Consider the following 14,848-nt stretch of genomic DNA (forward strand, 5'->3'; position numbering starts at 1 on the left):
GATATTTTTATTTTAACCACAGGTTAACCATTATGTTTTCCAACTACCTACTCAGCTTGGCAATATGGATACCCATCGCCGCAGGTGTGCTGGTTTTGGCGACGGGGCCGGACAGCCGTGCGCCGCTTGCCCGCGTGCTCGCCTTTATGGGCGCGCTTGCCGGTTTCTTGGTAACGCTGCCCCTGTTTGCCGGTTTCGACCGTTTGAGCGGCGGCTATCAGTTTACCGAGTTCCACGAGTGGATTCCGCTTCTGAAAATCAACTACGCATTGGGCGTGGACGGTATTTCAGTGCTCTTTATCATCTTGAATGCGTTTATCACGCTGTTGGTGGTATTGGCCGGTTGGAAAGTCATTCAGAAACGTCCGGCACAGTATATGGCGGCATTCCTGATCATGTCGGGTTTGATTAACGGCGCGTTTGCCGCGCAGGATGCGATTCTGTTTTATGTGTTCTTCGAGGGTATGCTGATTCCGCTGTACCTGATTATCGGTGTATGGGGCGGTCCGCGCCGCGTCTATGCGTCGGTCAAGCTGTTCCTCTATACGCTGATGGGTTCGCTTTTGATGCTGGTTGCCATGGTTTACCTGTACTATCAGACAGGCAGCTTCTCTATTGTCGATTTCCAAAACATCAAACAGATTCCGTTGGGCGTGCAACAGCTTTTGTTTGCGGCGTTCTTCCTGTCGTTTGCCGTGAAAGTGCCGATGTTCCCCGTACACACTTGGCTGCCGGATGCCCACGTTGAAGCGCCGACCGGCGGTTCGATGGTGTTGGCGGCGATTACGCTGAAACTGGGCGCATACGGCTTTTTGCGCTTCATCCTGCCGATTGTGCCGGACGCGGCACGCTATTTTGCCCCCGTAATCATCGTATTGAGCCTGATTGCCGTGATTTACATCGGTATGGTGGCTCTGGTGCAGACCGATATGAAAAAACTGGTGGCGTATTCGTCCATCAGCCATATGGGTTTTGTAACACTTGGGATGTTTTTGTTTATTGACGGGCAGTTGGACGACTGGGCGTTGAAAGGCGCGGTCATTCAGATGATTTCGCACGGCTTCGTGTCTGCCGCGATGTTTATGTGTATCGGCGTGATGTACGACCGCCTGCATACCCGCAATATTGCCGATTATGGCGGCGTGGTCAATGTGATGCCTAAGTTTGCGGCGTTTATGATGTTGTTCGGTATGGCGAACGCCGGTCTGCCTGCGACTTCCGGCTTCGTGGGCGAGTTTATGGTGATTATGGGCGCGGTTAAAGTGAATTTCTGGGTGGGCGCGCTGGCGGCTATGACCTTGATTTACGGTGCGTCTTATACCCTGTGGATGTACAAACGCGTTATTTTTGGTGCGATCCACAATCCGCACGTTGCCGAAATGAAAGACATCAACTGTCGCGAGTTTGCGATTCTGGCGGTTTTGGCGGTTGCGGTATTGGGTATGGGCCTGTATCCGAACGCGTTTATCGAAGTGGTGCATCAGGCGGCAAACGATTTGATTGCCCATGTGGCGCAAAGCAAGATTTGAGGTGTGTAAATGAATTGGTCTGATTTGAATTTGATGCCCGCACTGCCCGAAGTCGCGCTGCTGTCGCTACAGGTGTTATTGTTGCTGGCGGACTTGTGGGTCAGTGATGACAAACGCCGTTGGACGCATTACGGCGCGTTGGCAACGGTGGCGGTTACGGCGGCGGTGCAGCTTGCGGTGTGGGAACAGGGCAGCACGTCTTCGTTCAACGGCATGTATATTGCAGACGGTATGTCGCGTTTGGCAAAAATGGTTTTATATGCCTTGACCTTTGCCCTGTTTGTCTATGCCAGACCCTACAACCAAGTGCGCGGTATTTTCAAAGGCGAGTTTTACACCCTGTCGCTGTTTGCCCTCTTGGGCATGAGCGTGATGGTGAGCGCGGGGCATTTTTTAACTGCCTATATCGGTTTGGAACTCTTGTCGCTTGCCCTTTACGCCCTGATTGCCCTGCGCCGCGATTCCGGCTTTGCCGCCGAAGCCGCCTTGAAATATTTTGTTTTGGGCGCGCTGGCATCCGGCCTGCTGCTCTACGGTATTTCTATGGTTTACGGCGCAACCGGTTCGCTGGAATTTGCCGGCGTGCTTGCCTCTTCCTTCAATGAAGAAGCCAACGAATGGCTGTTGAAACTGGGTTTGGTGTTTATCGTCGTCGCCGTTGCGTTCAAACTCGGTGCGGTGCCGTTCCATATGTGGGTGCCCGACGTGTATCACGGCGCGCCCACTTCTGTTACCGCCTTGGTCGGCACTGCCCCGAAAGTCGCCGCCGTCGTTTTCGCTTTCCGCATCCTCGTTACCGGGCTGGGAACCGTGCATCATGACTGGTCTCTGATGTTTGCCCTGCTTGCCGCCGCCTCGCTGCTGGTCGGCAACCTTGCCGCCATCATGCAGACCAATATCAAACGTATGCTCGCCTATTCCACCGTATCGCATATGGGTTTCATCCTGTTGGCGTTTATGGCGGGCGCGGTCGGCTTTGCGGCGGGTCTCTATTACGCCATTACCTACGCGCTGATGGCGGCGGCAGGGTTCGGCGTGTTGATGGTGTTGTCGGACGGGGACAACGAGTGCGAAAACATCAGCGATTTGGCAGGGTTGAACCAACACCGCGTATGGCTTGCCTTTTTGATGCTGCTGGTTATGTTCTCTATGGCGGGTATTCCGCCGCTGATGGGTTTTTACGCCAAATTCGGCGTGATTATGGCACTCTTGAAACAAGGCTATGTTTGGTTGTCCGTATTTGCCGTCGTGATGTCGCTGATTGGCGCGTTCTACTACCTGCGCGTGGTCAAAGTCATGTATTTTGACGAATCCGGCCTCGCCCGTCCCGCCGCCGGCGGCAACAATGCCGCAAAATTCCTCTTGAGCGTCAACGCGCTGCTGTTGGTGCTGTGGGGCATTATGCCGCAAACCGTTATCGGCTGGTGCGCCAAGGCGTTGGAGAACACGCTGTAAGCCGCCGCAACGGCAGCCGTGTCAGAGGCTGCCGTTTTTGTTAAGATATGCCGTTCCGCAATGCAGTTCAGACGGCATCGCCGCCGACAACGCCCAAACAGAAAGCCCGCCATGACCGCATCCATGTACATCCTTTTGCTGCTTGCCTTGATTTTTGCCAACGCCCCCTTCCTCACGACCAGGCTGTTCGGCATCGTACCGCTCAAGCGCAAACATTTCGGACACCACCTGATCGAGCTGGCGGCAGGTTTCGCGCTGACCGCCGTTCTTGCCTACATCCTCGAATCCCGTGCGGGAGCGGTACACAATCAGGGTTGGGAGTTTTACGCCACCGTTGTCTGCCTGTACCTCATTTTCGCCTTCCCGTGTTTCGTGCGGCGTTATTTTTGGCACACGCGCAACAGGGAATAGGCAGGCATAGAAATGCCGTCTGAAACCCTTTCAGACGGCATTTGTTTCATTCAAGTGCCGGCCGACATCGCTGTGCCGGTACGTTTCAATCGGCGATATACGCCGGTTTCAATATTTGCGGGCGACTGCAAATTCTGCCAACTGCCGCAGGCGCAGGGCTTTGCCGCCGAAGGGTTCGAGCAGCGCGACCGCTTCGGCAACCAGTTTGTGTGCGTATGAGCGCGCCGCTTCCAAGCCCATCAGTTTCACATAAGTCGGCTTGTCGTTGTCGGCATCTTTGCCCGCCGTTTTGCCCAAAGTCGCCGTATCCGCTTCACAATCCAACACATCGTCGATGACTTGGAACGCCAGGCCCAGTTTTGCCGCGTAAGCGTCCAATACGGCAAGTTCCGCATCGGACAGATCGGGACACGCCGTCGCCCCCAATAAAACCGCCGCACGGATCAACGCCCCCGTTTTCAGGCTGTGCATCCGTTCCAAATCGGCTTGAACCATTTGTTTGCCGACATTTGCCAAATCGATTGCCTGTCCGCCCGCCATACCCGCGCTGCCGCCCGCTTTCGCCAACACCGACAGCATCGCCAACTGGCGTGCGGCGGGCAGTTCTGTCGGACGGCTCAACACGTCGAAGGCTTGGGTTTGCAAAGCGTCGCCGGTCAGAAGGGCGGTTGCTTCGCCATATTTGATGTGGCAGGTCGGTTTGCCGCGCCGCCGGCTGTCGTTGTCCATCGCCGGCATATCGTCGTGAACCAAAGAATAGACGTGAATCATTTCGATTGCCGCCATTGCCTGTCCGACCGCATCCGCCACGGCCCCGCCCAATTCCGAAGCCGCCAGCACCAGCATCGGGCGCAGACGCTTGCCGCCGTCCAAAGCCGCATAGCGCATCGCTTCGTGCAGCGTGTGCGGGATTTCGTTTTCAGACGGCAAAAAGCGTTCCAGCAGCAGCTCTGTCTGCGCCTGCGTCCTAAGCTGCCACGTTTTCAAATCATTCGTCGGATTCAAGGTTCAACTCCTTCAGCCCGTCTGTGTCTAAAACCTGTAGCTTTTGTTCGACTTGGGACAGTTTGGTTTGGCAGTATCTGACCAGTTCGTTGCCTTCCTGATAGGCGGCAAGCGCGTCTTCCAAGGGCATTTCGCCCTGCATAGACTGCGTCAGTGATTCAAGGCGAGACAATGCCTCTTCAAACGATTTCGGGGCGTTTTTCTTCATCGTATTTCCTTTTCGGTTGAAACCCCGTCCTTTAGGGCGGCAGGATCAGACTTTATTTGGGAGGGGAGTACCCTTTCAAAATCAGGACGATACATAGGGAGGTGCTTTATGTGCCGTCCTGTGTGTTGGAACATAGTTTCGAGTGTTCCGGTAAAAAGCGGATTGTAGCATTTTTGCAAAACGGATGCCGTCTGAAACCCGAATCCGGCTTCAGACGGCATTGTTTTGTCCTGCAAACGGCAAGGCGTTACCCGAGTAGTTCGTCGGTGATGCCCTGCAAAAAGGCGAGGCGTTCGGGAAGTGCCGCCCCGGTTTCGGCGGCGGCTTTGACGGCGCAGCCGGGTTCGGCGCGGTGGGTGCAGTTGTGGAAGCGGCATTGTCCGACGAGATGGCTCAGGTCGGGGAAGTATTGCAGCAGGTCGGCGGCTTCGAGGTGGTACAGGCCGAATTCTTGCAAACCTGGGGAGTCGATTAATTGGGTTTCTTCGTTTAAGTCGTAAAGCTGGGCGTGGGTGGTGGTGTGTTTGCCGGAATCGAGCGCGGTGGAGATGTCGCCGGTGCGGGCGGTTTGGCTGCCTAAAAGGGCGTTGGTCAGGGTGGATTTACCCATGCCGCTTTGTCCGAGCAGAATGTTGCTATGCCCTTGCAGGACGGGGCGCAGGCTGTCGGCGTTTTCCAGCGCGCGGGTTTCGATGACGGGATAACCCAGCGTTTCGTAGAATTTGAGTTTTTCGCGCCAAAGGGCGGTTTCGGGCAGGTCGGCTTTGTTCAGGATGATGACGGCTTGGATGCCCGCGGCTTCGGCGGCAAGCAGGGCGCGCTGTAGCAGCCGCACGCTCGGACTCGGGACGGCGGCGGTTACGATGAGGAGTTGGGTAACGTTGGCGGCGATGAGTTTGGTTTTCCACGCGTCTTGGCGGTAGAGCAGGCTTTGGCGCGGTAAAAAATCTTCAATCACAACTTGTTCGGCGTTGACGGGGCTGATGCGGACGCGGTCGCCGCAGGCGAAATCGACCCGCTTTTTGCGCGTGCTGGCTTCGTAGGTTTTGCCGTCGGGCGTACGCACGATGTAGCGGCGGCCGTAGCTGGTGATGATTTGGGCGGTATCGGTCATGGTTTTGACGGGTAGGGGAACGGGAATGCCGTCTGAAAACGGCGGTTTCCAGACAATAAGGTTTCAGTCATGCTGCCACTCGACATGCTCACTCAAGAAGCCGCCGCTTTGGTGCGCCCAAAGTTTGGCGTACAGGCCTTGTTTTTCGAGCAACTCGGTGTGGCTGCCTTCTTCGATGATGCGGCCTTTGTCCAAGACGATGAGCCTGTCCATCGCGGCGATGGTGGAGAGACGGTGGGCGATGGCGATGACGGTTTTGCCGTCCATCATTTTGTCGAGGCTTTCTTGGATGGCGGCTTCGACTTCTGAGTCGAGCGCGCTGGTGGCTTCATCGAGCAGCAGGATGGGTGCGTCTTTGAGCATGACGCGCGCGATGGCAATGCGCTGGCGTTGACCGCCGGAGAGTTTCACGCCGCGTTCGCCGACGTGCGCGTCATAGCCGCGCCGTCCTTTGGCATCGGAAAGGTTGGGGATGAAATCAGCGGCTTCGGCGCGTTCGGCGGCGGAGATCATTTCGGCATCAGTTGCATCGGGGCGACCGTAAACGATGTTGTCGCGGACGGAGCGGTGCAGCAGCGAGGTGTCTTGCGTGACCAAACCGATTTGGGCGCGCAGGCTTTCTTGGGTCACGCTGTCCACGGTTTGGCCGTCGATCGAAATCGTGCCGCTTTGCGGTTCGTAGAAGCGCAGGAGCAGGTTGACGATGGTGGATTTGCCCGCGCCGCTGCGTCCAATCAAGCCGACTTTTTCGCCCGGGCGAATGGTCAGGTTGAAGCCATTGAGCAGCGGTTTGCCTGCTTCGTAGCAAAAATCGACGTGTTCGAACTTGATTTCGCCTTGCGACACTTTCAACGGCAGTGCTTTCGGCTTGTCGAGGATGGTGTGGGGTTTGGACAGGGTCGCCATGCCGTCGTTGACGGTACCGATGTTTTCAAACAATCGGGCAGATTCCCACATGATGTATTGCGACAAACCGTTGACGCGCAACGCCATGGCGGTGGCGGTGGCGACCGCGCCGACGCCGACTTGCCCGTGATACCAAAGCCAGATGCCCAGCGCGGTCGTGCCGGCGGTCAGCGAGCTGTTAACGATGAAGCTGCAGGTGTGCAGAAGCGTCGCCAAACGCATTTGAGCATGGACGGTCACCATAAACTCTTCCATCGACTGCTTGGCGTAGGCCGCTTCGCGCGCGCCGTGGGAGAAGAGTTTGACGGTGGTGATGTTGGAATAGGCATCGGTAATGCGGCCGGTCATTAGCGAGCGCGCATCCGCCTGACGCGCGGCGGTTTTGCCGAGCCTGGGAATCAGGAAGCGCATAATCAGGGCGAATCCAATCATCCAGCCGATAAAGGGCAACAGCAGCCAGCCGTCGAACGAAATCAGAATCACGCCGGACGTGATGAAATACACCAGCACATACACGACCATGTCGGCAACCGTCATCACCACGTCGCGTAGTGCCAGTGCGGTCTGCATGACTTTGGCGGACACGCGTCCTGCAAATTCGTCCTGATAGAAGCCGAGGCTCTGTCCCAGCATCAGGCGATGGAAGTTCCAGCGCAGGCGCATGGGGAACACGCCTTGTAGGGTTTGCAGGCGCACGTTGGACGCGAGGAAGGTCCAGAGGGCGAAAAACACCATCATCGCCGCCATCGCCGCCAAAGCCCAGCCTTTTTCGGCAAACAGGGTCGCGGGCGTGTATTTGCCGAGCCAGTCCACGACTTTGCCCATAAATTGAAACAGCAGGGCTTCCATGATGCCGATGCCTGCGGTAAATGCCGCCAAAACGGCAATCCATTTGCGCAAACCCCTGATGTTGCTCCAGATAAACCGCCACAGTCCTTTTTCAGGCGTTTTCGGCGCAGCTTCGGGGTAGGGGTCGATTCGGGACTCGAACCAGGAAAAGATTTTGTTCAACATTGTTTTCGATTTCGGTAAAACAGTTTCAGACGGCATCAAACACAATGCCGTCTGAAAGGAAGGACAATAACGCCATTTTACGGGAAAAGCCGTCGGGAAGACAGCGTGGGGCGGAAACGCAGGGTTTCGGCAGGGCAAACGCCGCGCCGCCTTCAGACGGCATTATTTCAGCAGGTTTTTCAAAGCAAGGCGCACGCCTTCGCCCACGTCCGTTCCTTTCGGAACGCCTTTGACCGCCGCTTTTGCCTCGCGTTCGCTGTAACCCAGCGCAAGCAGCGTGCTGACGATGTCATTGGTTTCGTCATTCTCGGACGGGGCGGCAAACAGCCCGTCTGTTACCGTATGCGCGACCAGCTTGCCGCGCAGTTCCAAGACCATGCGTTCGGCGGTTTTTTTGCCGATTCCCGGAGCGGAGGAGAGGCGTTTGACATCTTCTTCTGCAACCGCCTGCGCCAGTTCGTCGGCAGTCATTGCCGATAAAATCCCCAAGGCGGTTTTTGCCCCGATGCCGCTGACCTTAATCAGTTGGCGGAAGGTCTTGCGTTCTTCCGCAGTGGCAAAACCGAAGAGCAGGTGTGCGTCTTCCCGAATGATAAGCTGGGTAAACAGTTGTACGCTTTCACCCACGGGCGGCAGGTTGTAGAAGGTCTGCATGGATACGTCGGCTTCATAGCCGACACCGTTGACATCGATGACGATTTGCGGAGGGTTTTTTTCAACCAGTTTGCCGGTCAGTCTGCTGATCATGTATGAAGGATCCTGAAGTGTCGGGTGCAAAATGCCGTCTGAAACCGGTTCGGGCTTCAGACGGCACGGATTGTATCAAATTCAGTCGTCGCGGCGGGAGGAAATCACGCGGCCGGTACGGGCATCGACAACGACTTTGTATTCCTGTCCGTTTTTGACGATTTCGACATCATAGTGCGGACGGCCGTCGTCGTGTTCGAGATCGATGTCGGTGATTTTGCCGCCGACACGCGCCAACGCTGCTTTTTCAGCTTGGGCGCGGCTGATGATTTTGTCTTGTTTGTTGTGTTGGTGTACGGCGTGTTCGTGGTCGTCATCGCCGTGTCCGTCGTGGTGGGCGAGCGCGGGGGCGGAAATGCCCAGCAGTGCGCCGGTGGCAGCGGTCAAGAGAAGGTGTTTGATGTTCATATTTTGCTCCTGCGAAGTATCTGGTGGTGTTTGAAGGACGTAAAGGCGGGACATCAACCGGCAGTCAATGCCGTCTGAATCATACCGCGTGCCTGAGCTTCGGCTTCGGCGGCACGTTCCTGCGAGGAAAACGGCCCCATTTTGACGACGTATTCGTAACGGCGTTTTTCAACCGATAGGTTCGGGTTTGATGCCGACGAAGCCAGGTTTTGGGCGGCTTGGTTCAGATAGGCTTGTGCTTCGTGTTCCGTACCGAAAGATTTCAAGTCGATAAAGATGTCTTTGTTTTCGGCAACCGGTGCGGATTGGCCCGGGACGATTTGTTCGATTTTGACGTGCGCCGTCCCTTGGCTGACAAAGCCCAATTTTTGCGCGGCGGCTTTGGATACGTCGATGATGCGGTTGCCGTGGAAGGGGCCGCGGTCGTTGACGCGGACGATGACGCTTTTGCCGTTTTTGGTGTTGGTTACGCGCACATAGCTGGGGATGGGCAGGGTTTTGTGGGCGGCGGTAAAGGCGTTCATATCGTAGCGGTCCCCGCCGGAAGTTTTGCGCCCGTGAAACCTGCCGCCGTACCACGAGGCGTTGCCGGTTTGCGTGAACTCGGCGACTTGGTTTATCGGCGTGTAGCGTTTTCCGGCGACTTTGTAGCTGCGGTTGGCGGAGGCGTGCAGTTTTTCTGCCTTGACCACTGCGTCGGCGGATGCCGTCTGAAGGGAATGTGTGCCGAATGCGGCGGTGAGGAGGAAAAGGGTTTTTCGGGTTAAAGTCAAAACGTGTTCCGTTCTTGAGTTGAAGACGAATGGGCATCATGCCCTACGGACACATTCCGAACCGCCGCACGCTGCGGCAGCGGTTCGGAATGCGTCCGAACGGTTTTCAGACGGCATGAACCTGCGTTCAAACGCCACCTGCGTAACCGTGTTGCCGCCACGCTTCAAAGAGAATCACGGCGACGGTGTTGGAAAGGTTCATACTCCGGCTGCCGGGCTGCATGGGCAGGCGGATTTTTTGCGCGGCGGGCAGGCTGTCGAGGATGTCGGCAGGCAGTCCGCGCGTTTCCGGCCCGAACAGTAAAACGTCGCCTTTTTGAAACGCCGTTTCATCGGGGCGCGCCGTGCCTTTGGTGGTCAGGGCGAAAATGCGCCTGCCTGCGAGTGCCTTGAGGCAGTCGTCGAAGTTTTCGTGCACCGTCAGGCTGGCGAACTCGTGGTAGTCGAGCCCGGCGCGTTTCATTTTGGCGGAATCCAATGGGAAACCGAGCGGTTTGACAAGGTGCAAATCCGCGCCGGTATTGGCGCACAGGCGGATGATGTTGCCTGTGTTCGGTGGGATTTCCGGTTGGTATAAAACGATGGTAAACATAAATATCAATCACTTATAGGCGCGTAACCTTGCCACAAGGCGGATGGGGTGTCAAAAAATTTAGTTATTTTTTCATTGGCGTGCGTGCCAGCGTCCAGCAGCAGATGCGGTTTGCGCCTGACTTTTTCAGTATCTTCGCCAGCTCGCCCAGCGTCGCGCCGGTGGTAAAGACATCGTCGATTAACAGAATATTACAGTTTTCCGGTATCGGTGTGCGGATTTCAAAGGCATTTTTGATGTTTTTCAGTCGGTCGCTGCCTTTGAGCGTGCTTTGAGGAGGCCGGTGGCGGCGGAAAACGGTATGCCGCGGCAGTGTGCGCCAACCGTAGCGTTGCGCCAACAACCCGACGATGCTCTCGCTTTGGTTGAACCCGCGTTGCAGCAGCCGCTCCCTGCTTAGTGGAACGGGCAGGACGAAATCGAAACATTCGTCTGAAAGCCGGTCGGGCGGATTCTGCATCATCAGGTCTGCCAGCGGCTGCACCATGCCCAAATCAGCCAAGTGCTTCAGCGCGCGTATCATATTGCTGACGGGCGGTTCGTAATGCAGCGATGCCCACATCCGGTCGAATGCGGGCGGTTTTTTCTGGCACGCGCCGCACACCGCGCCGCCTTGAACGTGTCTGAAACACAGGGGGCAGCTGTTTGCCGCGTCGGTGCGGTATGCCGCCAAATCCGCCGCGCAGCCGGCGCAGATGCCGTCTGAAACGCCGGACGAACCGTGGCATAATACGCAGTGTCTGACTGCGGCCGCGTCTGCGATGCGCTGCCAACAAGAGAGAAAATCCATGCCTGATGCCGTCAAAAAAGTTTACCTGATACACGGTTGGGGGGCGAACCGCCACGTGTTCGACGACCTGATGCCCCGTCTGCCTGCAGAATGGGCGGTGTACGCACCCGATTTGCCCGGACATGGGGACGCTCCGTTTGTCCGACCTTTCGACATTGCGGCGGCGGCCGACGGCATTGCCGCTCAAATTGACGCGCCGGCTGACATTCTCGGTTGGTCGCTCGGCGGATTGGTTGCGCTGTATCTGGCGGCGCGCCATCCCGACAAAGTCCGTTCGCTCTGCCTGACGGCGAGTTTCGCGCGGCTGACGGCTGCCGAAGACTATCCCGAAGGGCTTGCCGCGCCTGCATTGGGCAAAATGGTCGGTGCGTTCCGTTCGGATTATGCCAAACATATCAAACAGTTTCTACAATTACAGCTTTTGCATACGCATGATGCGGACGGAATCATAGGCAGAATCCTGCCCGATTTGGCGCGCTGCGGCACACCCTCCGCCTTACAGGAAGCTTTGGACGCGGCGGAAAGGGCGGATGCGCGGCATTTGTTGGACAAGATAGATGTTCCGGTACTGCTGGTGTTCGGCGGCAAAGACGCGATTACGCCGCCGCGCATGGGTGAATATCTGCACCGCCGTTTGAAGGGCAGCAGGTTGGTTGTGATGGAAAAGGCGGCACACGCGCCGTTTTTAAGCCACGCGGAAGCGTTTGCCGCGCTGTACCGCGACTTTGCCGAAGGGGTTTGAGATGAACCATCAGGACGCACGCTGGCAGGTTCACCGCCATCTTGCCGAACATACCGACCAACGCCTGACACTCGTCCGCAACGCGCCCAAGCATATCCTGCTTGCTGGGGCGGATGCGGACATCAGCCGCAGCCTGCTGGCGAAACGATATCCGCAGGCGGTGTTTGAAGAATACGATTTCCGTGCGGATTTTTTGGCGGCGGCGGCCGCCGCCCGCAAAGGCGGTTTTTGGCAAAGGTTGGCGGGTAAGGGCGTGGTGCAGCACTGCCAATCCCCGACCGCGCCGCTGCCCGAAGCGTGTGCCGATATGTTGTGGTCGAATCTCGGACTGTTGGCGGCGGAACAAATCCTTCCTGTGCTGCACAACTGGGCGCGCGCCTTGAAGACGGACGGGCTGCTGTTTTTCACCTGCTTCGGGCGCGACACTTTTACCGAACTGAAATGCCGTCTGAAAGAAAACGGCATTGAAAGCCGCAGCGTGATGTTTCCCGATATGCACGACTTGGGCGATATGCTTGCCGAAAACGGCTTTTACGACCCCGTTACCGATACGGCGAAGCTGGTGTTGGACTACAAAAAGGCGGAAACGTTTTGGGCGGATATGGACACGCTGGGCGTTTGGCGGGCGATGGCATGGAACGACGAAAACGCCGCGCGTTCGTGTGTCGGGGCGATATTTGAACGGGAAGGCGGTTTAAGCATTACGCTGGAAACGGTGTACGGACACGCCGTTAAAAAACTGGTGCTGCCGCAGGGGGAGAACGTGGTACAGTTTTTTCCGAAGAGATGATGTGCAGATGCCGTCTGAAGCCGTTTTCAAGTTTCAGACGGCATCTGTCTGTGAAAAACGACAGAAATAAAGGAAATGCCTATGTATGCCGATGCCGGAGACGTATATTGCGTCTATAACATCAGACTGAAGCAGTACACTGCCTGTCAGGTTACCCGAGTTGAAGAACACGGTGGCAAAAAAACACATGCAACTCTGCTGGCTTTGGACTGGCAGGGCAACAAACCGCTTGGGGCGGCGGAGCTGGCGGATTTGAAACCGCTTTACAAAGACTTTATGTATTGGGAACGCGGTCTGCACATGTATAAGGCAAGTGCCGTCGTGCCGACGGGATATGTACGGGTTGGGAATACCGCGCCGCTGGTTGGCGAAGACACGCAGCAGTATGCCTCTTTTTGGGGCGACGGCTACGACGTGTACCGTCAGTTGAGATGGCAGCAGATACCCGAAAAACAGAGAAAGGCATTCAAAAAAGCCGCCAAAAGCAAAAAGACCGTGATGTTTGCCGGACGGGAATACGGCATATCCAAACAGAATTTGAGCGATGTTTGGGATGATTTTGAAGACGCGATGGAACTGAAGGCGTTTCCCTGCCTGTCTTCGCTGTTTCTGACCAAATGGCATAAAAATCTATATGAATATCTGGAGGAATATCCGTTTATCACCCAATTGTGTCTGGAAAACCACGGTCAGACCGTGCTGGATTTCAGCAATACGCGCATAACCAACCTTTCTGTCGATATGACCGGCGTGGAATCGCTTTATCTGAACGAAGGCTTGGACAGCCTGAACCTAAAAGGCGAAATCAAGGAAAACTGCAAGGTCTATACCGCCGAAAAGGGCGCGGGTCTGATTTTGGAAGTGGGCAAAAGCGTTCCTGAAGTGCGGGGTTTGGAAAACCTGACCGCCGTCAACGTCATGGGCATTGCCGATTTCGATATGCAAAACCTGTCGGAAACGTATCCCAAGCTCAAAACCATACGGCTGTGGGGCAAACCGGGCAATATCGCCAATTTTTCCGCCGTATCGGGATTTGAGGATTTGGAAGTGTTCACTACCGTAGATTTGTTCGGTTTCGGCGCGGACGACATCCCGCATCCCGACCGGCTGCCGAAGCTGCACAGGCTGTGGATGAGCAGCCTGCCCGAAGAGGCGGCGAAGGCAATGAAGAAACTTTATAAGAAACGGAAGGAAGACGGGCTGGACCTGTGGATAGAAAAAGCCCGAAAACCCGAATGGCTGGCGCAAAATTTCGACAACCCCTTCCGCGATTGGGACGGCGCGGAGCACATCCCGAAAAGCCATGCCAAAAAAGCGGCGGAGCTGTACCGGAAAACCCGTGCCGGCGTGGTCAAACTGCTCGGTAATCCGCCTGAAAACATAGGAGAGGAGCTGGCAGAGGCGGTCAAAGCCTATACCGGAGGTTTCAACAAAATGGACAAAAAACACTTTATCGACACGGTAGAGCGGGAAGATATTGCCGAGGCGTTGGAAACGATATTGAACCTGATACCAGAGGGGTCTTGTGCTGACAAGGAAAAACTGTTTGAAATATTTGATAAAAACAGGAATTTTTAAATAGAGGCAATGCCGTCTGAAACTTGATAACGGGCTTCAGACGGCATTTTATCTGGCGTGGTATTTCGTGCCTGCATTGTACAATGCAACACAGGTTATTGATGTAACCTGTGTTTTTCTTTTTGCAGACAAGATTTGGAGAGAGTGATGTTGAAATCGGTCATGTACGAAGGGCAAAGGGTGTACGAGGATTTTTTCGGCAATAGATACCAATACGACTTGGGAAATCCTACTGATAAATTGGCTTATGATATTGATGTTTCTGCTCAAATGAGGGACCAAATGTCATTGGTGGCGACAAAAGATAAAAATGGAGGTGGAATACTATGATGAATTGGTTGAAAGGGCAGAAAACAGTTACCCTGAAATTTTACAGTTTGGAAGAAATCGCAGAATTGCTGAGGGATGAAGGCTACCGTAAGGTTGAAGTTACCGATGTCTTGGGGCAGGAAATGGTTCGGGTTTTGATAGACGGTAGGAAGATATTGATTGGGCTGGAAGACAACGGTGATTTGCAGTTGCTGGCAGTATTGGAAGGTGTGCCAAACAGTAGTGAGGCTATGAATGCAATCAATGAAAGTGTCAGGGGGCTTACAGCTCATAAGAGTGAAATTTTTACTTTCTTGAATATGACTTTATTTGCTATCGAAGGATATGGTATCAGCAAGGAGCACATTCTTCAGATGCTGGAAAAGTTTCCCGCGAGCTGTTCGATAGCAGGCCTGATTTTAAGCAAATATGCGCAAACAGTTTGAAATGATTATTTGACGGCGTAACCGATATATT

At 55.3% G+C, this 14,848-nt stretch carries 17 protein-coding genes; 7 read left to right on the top strand and 10 right to left on the bottom strand.

Annotated features, from left to right (window positions below):
• Nucleotides 1-32: 32 nt before the first annotated feature.
• The 3 genes from Q3O06_RS01540 (at nucleotide 33) to Q3O06_RS01550 (ending at nucleotide 3,395) form a co-directional block, all read left to right on the top strand.
• Complete coding sequence (locus Q3O06_RS01540) at nucleotides 33-1,529, top strand: NADH-quinone oxidoreductase subunit M (protein ID WP_301817265.1); 1,497 nt, start codon at nucleotides 33-35, stop codon at nucleotides 1,527-1,529.
• 9 nt (nucleotides 1,530-1,538) lie between these two features.
• The gene (nuoN, locus tag Q3O06_RS01545; RefSeq protein WP_301817267.1) at nucleotides 1,539-2,984 is read left to right on the top strand and encodes an NADH-quinone oxidoreductase subunit NuoN; all 1,446 of its coding nucleotides are present in this window, start codon (nucleotides 1,539-1,541) and stop codon (nucleotides 2,982-2,984) included.
• Nucleotides 2,985-3,095: 111 nt separating this feature from the next.
• On the top strand, nucleotides 3,096-3,395 hold the full coding sequence (locus Q3O06_RS01550) for a DUF2818 family protein (protein ID WP_107819815.1): 300 nt from the start codon (nucleotides 3,096-3,098) through the stop codon (nucleotides 3,393-3,395).
• 108 nt (nucleotides 3,396-3,503) lie between these two features.
• On the opposite strand, the gene Q3O06_RS01555 is transcribed toward Q3O06_RS01550, so the two are convergent.
• The 10 genes from Q3O06_RS01555 to Q3O06_RS01600 form a co-directional block, all read right to left on the bottom strand.
• Nucleotides 3,504-4,400 carry a polyprenyl synthetase family protein gene (locus Q3O06_RS01555; RefSeq protein ID WP_301817269.1) on the bottom strand — a complete coding sequence of 299 codons (897 nt, stop codon included), beginning with the start codon at nucleotides 4,398-4,400 and terminating at the stop codon, nucleotides 3,504-3,506.
• A complete protein-coding gene (locus tag Q3O06_RS01560; protein ID WP_301817271.1) occupies nucleotides 4,384-4,608 on the bottom strand; it encodes an exodeoxyribonuclease VII small subunit in 225 nt (74 codons plus the stop codon). Before Q3O06_RS01560 ends, Q3O06_RS01555 begins: the two co-directional genes overlap by 17 nt.
• A gap of 247 nt (nucleotides 4,609-4,855) precedes the next feature.
• Nucleotides 4,856-5,722: a ribosome small subunit-dependent GTPase A gene (rsgA, locus tag Q3O06_RS01565; RefSeq protein WP_373323475.1), complete on the bottom strand. Its 867-nt coding sequence runs from the start codon at nucleotides 5,720-5,722 to the stop codon at nucleotides 4,856-4,858.
• A gap of 63 nt (nucleotides 5,723-5,785) precedes the next feature.
• On the bottom strand, nucleotides 5,786-7,642 hold the full coding sequence (locus tag Q3O06_RS01570) for an ABC transporter ATP-binding protein (RefSeq protein ID WP_301817326.1): 1,857 nt from the start codon (nucleotides 7,640-7,642) through the stop codon (nucleotides 5,786-5,788).
• Nucleotides 7,643-7,667: 25 nt separating this feature from the next.
• The gene (locus Q3O06_RS01575; RefSeq protein WP_101115934.1) at nucleotides 7,668-7,805 is read right to left on the bottom strand and encodes a hypothetical protein; all 138 of its coding nucleotides are present in this window, start codon (nucleotides 7,803-7,805) and stop codon (nucleotides 7,668-7,670) included.
• Nucleotides 7,805-8,389, bottom strand: a complete 585-nt coding sequence (gene ruvA, locus Q3O06_RS01580; protein WP_003750533.1) for a Holliday junction branch migration protein RuvA — start codon at nucleotides 8,387-8,389, stop codon at nucleotides 7,805-7,807. The genes Q3O06_RS01575 and ruvA overlap by 1 nt, the downstream gene beginning before the upstream one ends.
• Before the next feature lie 81 nt (nucleotides 8,390-8,470).
• Nucleotides 8,471-8,797, bottom strand: a complete 327-nt coding sequence (locus Q3O06_RS01585; protein WP_025456667.1) for a PepSY domain-containing protein — start codon at nucleotides 8,795-8,797, stop codon at nucleotides 8,471-8,473.
• Nucleotides 8,798-8,850: 53 nt separating this feature from the next.
• A complete protein-coding gene (locus tag Q3O06_RS01590) occupies nucleotides 8,851-9,570 on the bottom strand; it encodes a septal ring lytic transglycosylase RlpA family protein (RefSeq protein ID WP_301817273.1) in 720 nt (239 codons plus the stop codon).
• A 127-nt stretch (nucleotides 9,571-9,697) separates the two neighbouring features.
• Complete coding sequence (trmL, locus tag Q3O06_RS01595) at nucleotides 9,698-10,162, bottom strand: tRNA (uridine(34)/cytosine(34)/5-carboxymethylaminomethyluridine(34)-2'-O)-methyltransferase TrmL (RefSeq protein ID WP_002218664.1); 465 nt, start codon at nucleotides 10,160-10,162, stop codon at nucleotides 9,698-9,700.
• Nucleotides 10,163-10,226: 64 nt separating this feature from the next.
• Nucleotides 10,227-10,952: a ComFC family protein gene (locus Q3O06_RS01600; protein WP_301817276.1), complete on the bottom strand. Its 726-nt coding sequence runs from the start codon at nucleotides 10,950-10,952 to the stop codon at nucleotides 10,227-10,229.
• Here Q3O06_RS01600 and bioH point away from each other — a divergent pair.
• From bioH to Q3O06_RS01620, 4 genes are all read left to right on the top strand, one after another.
• Entirely contained in the window at nucleotides 10,951-11,694 is a 744-nt protein-coding gene (bioH, locus tag Q3O06_RS01605) for a pimeloyl-ACP methyl ester esterase BioH (protein WP_301817277.1), read from the top strand. The genes Q3O06_RS01600 and bioH overlap by 2 nt on opposite strands.
• Before the next feature lies 1 nt (nucleotide 11,695).
• Complete coding sequence (locus Q3O06_RS01610; protein WP_301817278.1) at nucleotides 11,696-12,484, top strand: class I SAM-dependent methyltransferase; 789 nt, start codon at nucleotides 11,696-11,698, stop codon at nucleotides 12,482-12,484.
• An 81-nt stretch (nucleotides 12,485-12,565) separates the two neighbouring features.
• Entirely contained in the window at nucleotides 12,566-14,062 is a 1,497-nt protein-coding gene (locus tag Q3O06_RS01615; protein ID WP_301817279.1) for a gliding motility protein, read from the top strand.
• Nucleotides 14,063-14,388: 326 nt separating this feature from the next.
• Complete coding sequence (locus tag Q3O06_RS01620) at nucleotides 14,389-14,817, top strand: hypothetical protein (protein WP_301817281.1); 429 nt, start codon at nucleotides 14,389-14,391, stop codon at nucleotides 14,815-14,817.
• Nucleotides 14,818-14,848 lie beyond the last annotated feature (31 nt).

The sequence above is a fragment of the Neisseria maigaei genome (genome assembly GCF_958267405.1).
Classification (GTDB): domain Bacteria; phylum Pseudomonadota; class Gammaproteobacteria; order Burkholderiales; family Neisseriaceae; genus Neisseria; species Neisseria bergeri.

Bases quoted from the DNA above. Each gene is read 5' to 3' on its own strand.
- Q3O06_RS01540 (WP_301817265.1), top strand. From the start codon at position 33: ATGTTTTCCAACTACCTACTCAGCTTGGCAATATGGATACCCATCGCC.
- nuoN (WP_301817267.1), top strand. From the start codon at position 1,539: ATGAATTGGTCTGATTTGAATTTGATGCCCGCACTGCCCGAAGTCGCG.
- Q3O06_RS01550 (WP_107819815.1), top strand. From the start codon at position 3,096: ATGACCGCATCCATGTACATCCTTTTGCTGCTTGCCTTGATTTTTGCC.
- Q3O06_RS01560 (WP_301817271.1), bottom strand. From the start codon at position 4,608: ATGAAGAAAAACGCCCCGAAATCGTTTGAAGAGGCATTGTCTCGCCTT.
- rsgA (WP_373323475.1), bottom strand. From the start codon at position 5,722: ATGACCGATACCGCCCAAATCATCACCAGCTACGGCCGCCGCTACATC.
- Q3O06_RS01570 (WP_301817326.1), bottom strand. From the start codon at position 7,642: ATGTTGAACAAAATCTTTTCCTGGTTCGAGTCCCGAATCGACCCCTAC.
- Q3O06_RS01575 (WP_101115934.1), bottom strand. From the start codon at position 7,805: ATGCCGTCTGAAGGCGGCGCGGCGTTTGCCCTGCCGAAACCCTGCGTT.
- ruvA (WP_003750533.1), bottom strand. From the start codon at position 8,389: ATGATCAGCAGACTGACCGGCAAACTGGTTGAAAAAAACCCTCCGCAA.
- Q3O06_RS01585 (WP_025456667.1), bottom strand. From the start codon at position 8,797: ATGAACATCAAACACCTTCTCTTGACCGCTGCCACCGGCGCACTGCTG.
- trmL (WP_002218664.1), bottom strand. From the start codon at position 10,162: ATGTTTACCATCGTTTTATACCAACCGGAAATCCCACCGAACACAGGC.
- bioH (WP_301817277.1), top strand. From the start codon at position 10,951: ATGCCTGATGCCGTCAAAAAAGTTTACCTGATACACGGTTGGGGGGCG.
- Q3O06_RS01600 (WP_301817276.1), bottom strand. From the start codon at position 10,952: ATGGATTTTCTCTCTTGTTGGCAGCGCATCGCAGACGCGGCCGCAGTC.
- Q3O06_RS01610 (WP_301817278.1), top strand. From the start codon at position 11,696: ATGAACCATCAGGACGCACGCTGGCAGGTTCACCGCCATCTTGCCGAA.
- Q3O06_RS01615 (WP_301817279.1), top strand. From the start codon at position 12,566: ATGTATGCCGATGCCGGAGACGTATATTGCGTCTATAACATCAGACTG.
- Q3O06_RS01620 (WP_301817281.1), top strand. From the start codon at position 14,389: ATGATGAATTGGTTGAAAGGGCAGAAAACAGTTACCCTGAAATTTTAC.